Origin of the sequence: Vibrio sp. M260118 (assembly GCF_036533755.1) — a bacterium.
GTDB lineage: Bacteria > Pseudomonadota > Gammaproteobacteria > Enterobacterales > Vibrionaceae > Vibrio.
Genome location: NZ_JATABG010000286.1, coordinates 1 through 4,801 on the forward strand (window position 1 = coordinate 1; position 4,801 = coordinate 4,801).

The window sequence follows — 4,801 nt, forward strand, 5'->3', positions numbered from 1 at the left end:
CACCGTCTGTACTCACGGGCATTCCTGAGTGGCCACCGTAAATTCTAAATTGTTTGAATTCGAAGTCTTTTGTCTTTTTCATATTATTTATGTAAGTCGGTGTTTGGGGGTATTTTAAGATAAATGATCTGATGTTGAGTTGTTGTATGGCTTTTTATTCTATTTGTGTTGCTTGTGTAGATGAAAGTGACTAGTTAGATTATCTTAGTTTCTCTTTTAATCTAGTGATATGTACTGCTTATTTGCTTTGATTATAAATTTTTATGGCGTTTTTATCTTGAAGCTTGCTAGCTGATGAGGATTTCGTCATCATGCGCGGCTCAAATTTATAGAGTGAACGGATTTTCGTATTACTCAGCATACACAACATCTATCAAATTATAATTAAAGGGTCGACAGTGAATCAGACTTTAAAACTATCAGATATTATTGCGGTAGGCTTTATGCTTTTCGCATTCTTTTTAGGTGCAGGTAACATCATTTTCCCTCCTCTGGCAGGTCAACTAGCGGGTGAAAACTTAATTCCAGCCATGACTGGTTTCCTTTTGACAGCAGTAGGCCTACCTCTTATTACCATCGTTGCTATAGCTGTCGCTGGTGGCTCTTGGGATCACCTGACAAAAGATTTACCGAAGCGAGCTGCGATGACCATCGCAGTACTGATCTTCATTATTATCGGTCCTGCATTTGCAGCACCTCGTACTGGTCTTGTAGCCTATGAAATGGCGATTAAGCCGTTTTTTGCTGACGCAGCTCAGCTACACTTAACTATTTTCTCAATCTTGTTCTTTGTAGTAGCGATGTCTTTCGCTTGGTCTCAAGGTAAATTGATTGACGTTATCGGCAAGCTACTAACGCCAGTCCTTTTCATCGGTTTGATTATTCTTGCTGCAGCTGTATTTATCGATCCGCAAGGTGAGATGATTGCCGCGCAAGGTGAATACCTAACGCATCCACTGCAAAAAGGCTTCCTTGAAGGTTACAACACCATGGATACCTTTGCGTCTTTGATGTTTGGTGGTCTTATCGTTGATGCCCTTCGTAAAAAAGGAATCCAAGATCAAAATGCGACAGCCAAATATCTGATCAGCGCAGCACTTGTTGCAGCTGTAGGCTTGGCATTTGTTTACGTTTCACTGTTCTATCTTGGTGCGACCAGTGCCGCTGTTGCCGTAGGTGCTGACAACGGTGGTGCCATTCTTAGCATGTATGTGCAGTCTCTGTTTGGTCCATATGGCCAAATTGTACTGTCAGTGATTGTGCTTCTTGCGTGTTTAACAACGGCGATCGGTATCATTTCTGCGTGTTCTGACTACTTCAGTTCGATCACTCCAATTGCTTACAAAGCGTGGGTTATCATTATTGGTGTCGCGTGTGCCACGGTGGCAAATGTTGGTTTGTCGCAGCTTATTTCACTTTCTGTGCCAGTTCTGTTCGCCCTTTACCCAGTCGCGATTGCACTGGTTGCATTGACGTTTATTCGCCAAAAGCTACCAAACCCACAAGTGGCTTACCGTGTCGTTATCTTAGTGTCACTTCTGTTCGCCTTGATTGATGCAGCAAAAGTGGCGGGGGTAGACGTATCTGCACTAAGTATGCTGCCTCTCTTTGAGGTAGGCATGGGTTGGTTATTGCCAACGGCCGTGGCAATGGTATGTATGTTTTTTATCGGTAAATCAGAGCCACAAACGCTAACAGAAGAAGCTGCATAATAAAGCAGGTTTTATGAATCAAAGATCCCCTGTCGCGCAAGGCGTGGCAGGGGATTTTTCCTATTCAAGCATTTTTATTCTTCCATAAAATTTTCCTGTATCTTCGTCACATTTTTCAGTAGAATTCTTCGGTTAAATTCTACTCATAAATGTTGAGCAAACATGTTTGAAATCAATCCTATTAAAAACCGCCTAAAGGACGTGTCTGAGCGCACTAATGTCCTGAGGGGGTACCTTTGACTATGACGCCAAGCAAGAGCGTCTAGAAGAAGTTAATGCAGAACTCGAACAGCCGGATGTGTGGAACGAGCCTGAACGTGCCCAAGCGTTAGGTAAAGAGCGTTCTTCACTAGAAGCGGTTGTTGAAACCATTGATCAGCTTGACCAAGGTGTAGAGGACGTTGAAGGTCTTCTAGAGCTGGCGGTTGAAGAAGAAGATCAAGAGACGTTTGACGAGATCGAACCAGAGCTTGCTGAACTTGAAGCTAAGCTTGAGAAGCTTGAGTTCCGTCGTATGTTTTCTGGCGACCATGATTCATCTGATTGTTACATTGATTTGCAGTCGGGTTCTGGTGGTACAGAGGCGCAAGACTGGACTTCAATGATGCTGCGTATGTACCTACGTTGGGCTGAAGCAAAAGGCTTCAAGACTGAGGTTATCGAAGTATCAGAAGGTGAAGTGGCTGGCCTGAAAGGCGCAACGGTACGCATCTCGGGTGAGTACGCTTACGGTTGGTTGCGCACAGAAACGGGCGTTCACCGTTTGGTTCGTAAGTCACCATTCGATTCTAGTGGTCGTCGTCATACTTCGTTTGCTTCTGCATTTATCTATCCAGAGATTGATGACAACATTCAGATCGACATTAACCCTTCCGATCTTCGTATCGACGTATACCGAGCATCTGGTGCGGGTGGTCAGCACGTAAACACTACTGAATCTGCGGTACGTATTACCCACGTTCCAACCAATACTGTGGTGCAGTGTCAGAACGATCGTTCTCAGCATAAGAACAAAGACCAAGCGATGAAGCAGCTTCGTGCGAAACTATTTGAATTAGAGATTCAAAAGCAAAACGCAGAGAAGCAAGCGAATGAAGATGCCAAGTCTGACATCGGTTGGGGTAGCCAGATTCGTTCTTACGTTCTGGATGACTCACGCATTAAAGATTTACGTACTGGCGTTGAAAACCGTAACACCCAAGCGGTGCTTGACGGCGACCTAGACAAATTTATCGAAGCTAGCCTGAAATCAGGTCTTTAAGCTTTATCACCGACACAAAAAGAAACAGGATACATCGAAAATGACTGATGCTGTTCAAAACGAAAACGCACAAGAAGGCTTTTCACCTGAAGAAAATAAGCTGATCGCTGAGCGTCGCGCTAAGCTGGACCATATCCGCCAGTCGTGCAAAGCAAACGGCCACCCAAATGATTTCCGTCGTGAGCACCTAGCGGGTGACTTGCAAGCGGAGTTCGGTGATAAGACAAAAGAAGAGCTTGAAGAGCTAAACCACGTAGTAGCAATTGCTGGTCGTGTAATGGCGAAGCGTGGTCCGTTCCTAGCGATCCAAGAGACTTCTGGCCGCATCCAAGCATACGCTGCAAAAGATGTGCAAAAAGAGCTTAAAGAGAAGTACCAAGGCCTAGATATCGGTGACATCATCGGTGTGAAAGGTGCACTGCACAAGTCTGGTAAAGGCGACCTGTACGTAAACATGGAATCTTACGAGCTGCTAACTAAAGCGCTTCGTCCTCTTCCTGAGAAGTTCCACGGTCTAACGGACCAAGAGATGCGTTACCGTCAGCGTTATGTTGACCTGATCGTGAATGAAGACTCTCGCCAAGCATTCATCATTCGCTCTAAGTTGGTTTCTTCTATCCGTAACTTTATGAGTTCAAAAGGTTACCTCGAAGTTGAAACGCCGATGATGCACGTGATCCCTGGTGGTGCAACAGCTCGTCCATTCATCACTCACCACAACGCACTCGACATCGACATGTACCTACGTGTTGCACCAGAGCTATACCTGAAGCGTCTAGTAGTAGGTGGTTTTGACCGTGTATTTGAGATCAACCGTAACTTCCGTAACGAAGGTCTTTCTCCACGCCACAACCCAGAATTCACTATGATGGAATTCTACCAAGCGTATGCTGACTACAAAGATCTGATGGATCTAACTGAAGAGATGCTAAGCACAGTAGCGATGGACGTTCTAGGTTCGACTTCTATGCCATACGGTGAAGAGACGGTTGAATTTGGTGGTACATACGCGCGTATGAGCATGTTTGAAGCGATCAAGCACTACAACCCAGAGCACGCTGAAATCCAAGCACTAACAGAAACGGATCTAACTGACCGTGAAAAGATGGTTGCGATTGCGAAGTCTGTACACGTTGAAGTGGAGTCATTCTGGACATGTGGTCAGCTTCTAGAAGAGATCTTTGGTGAAACGGCTGAGCCTCAGCTAATTCAACCAACCTTCATCACTGGTTACCCAGCGGACATCTCTCCACTGGCTCGTCGTAGCGATGACAATCCGTTCTTCACTGACCGCTTTGAGTTCTTCATTGGTGGTCGTGAAGTGGCAAACGGCTTCTCTGAGCTTAACGATGCAGAAGACCAAGACGCTCGCTTTAAAGCGCAGGTTGATGCGAAAGATGCGGGTGATGACGAAGCGATGTACTACGATGCAGACTACATTACTGCATTAGAGCACGGCCTACCGCCAACAGCGGGTCAAGGTATCGGTATCGATCGTCTAGCGATGTTGTTCACTAACACGCACACTATCCGTGATGTAATCCTATTCCCAGCGATGCGTCCGCAAGGCTAAGACTGTAAGTCTTTATCAATTAAGTAAAAAGTCACCTTCGGGTGACTTTTCTTATATCTGAAACAAACTAAAACTCGACCACAGTCTGCTTATAGGACGATATTATCTTTGGAACTTTGTTCGGTAACTAATTGAGTTAATTAGGAAAGACATAATTTTTCGAGCAGACTCTCACTCTATGTGGAAAAAATGTGATTACCCCTCTGGTCTCAATATTAAGACAGATTATCTGCTCAAGTCTCTATAATGTAACCA

General features: G+C 44.9%; 3 protein-coding genes and 1 pseudogene. 3 read left to right on the top strand and 1 reads right to left on the bottom strand.

Translation table 11 applies throughout. The features are described from left to right. A pseudogene (locus tag QTO00_RS15045) lies at positions 1 to 82 on the bottom strand (tRNA (adenosine(37)-N6)-methyltransferase TrmM); the annotation flags it as partial. A 316-nt stretch (positions 83 to 398) separates the two neighbouring features. Between QTO00_RS15045 and brnQ the strand changes: the two are divergent. The 3 genes from brnQ (at position 399) to lysS (ending at position 4,546) form a co-directional block, all read left to right on the top strand. Further along, positions 399 to 1,712: a branched-chain amino acid transport system II carrier protein gene (gene brnQ, locus QTO00_RS15050; protein WP_331425516.1), complete on the top strand. Its 1,314-nt coding sequence runs from the start codon at positions 399 to 401 to the stop codon at positions 1,710 to 1,712. 162 nt (positions 1,713 to 1,874) lie between these two features. After that, positions 1,875 to 2,973 (top strand): peptide chain release factor 2 gene (gene prfB, locus QTO00_RS15055; RefSeq protein ID WP_152604176.1). Its coding sequence is split into 2 segments (ribosomal slippage): positions 1,875 to 1,949 and positions 1,951 to 2,973, totalling 1,098 coding nucleotides; the frame shifts between segments, so codons are not numbered across the junction. Positions 2,974 to 3,013: 40 nt separating this feature from the next. After that, on the top strand, positions 3,014 to 4,546 hold the full coding sequence (lysS, locus tag QTO00_RS15060) for a lysine--tRNA ligase (RefSeq protein ID WP_331425517.1): 1,533 nt from the start codon (positions 3,014 to 3,016) through the stop codon (positions 4,544 to 4,546). Positions 4,547 to 4,801: the final 255 nt, after the last annotated feature.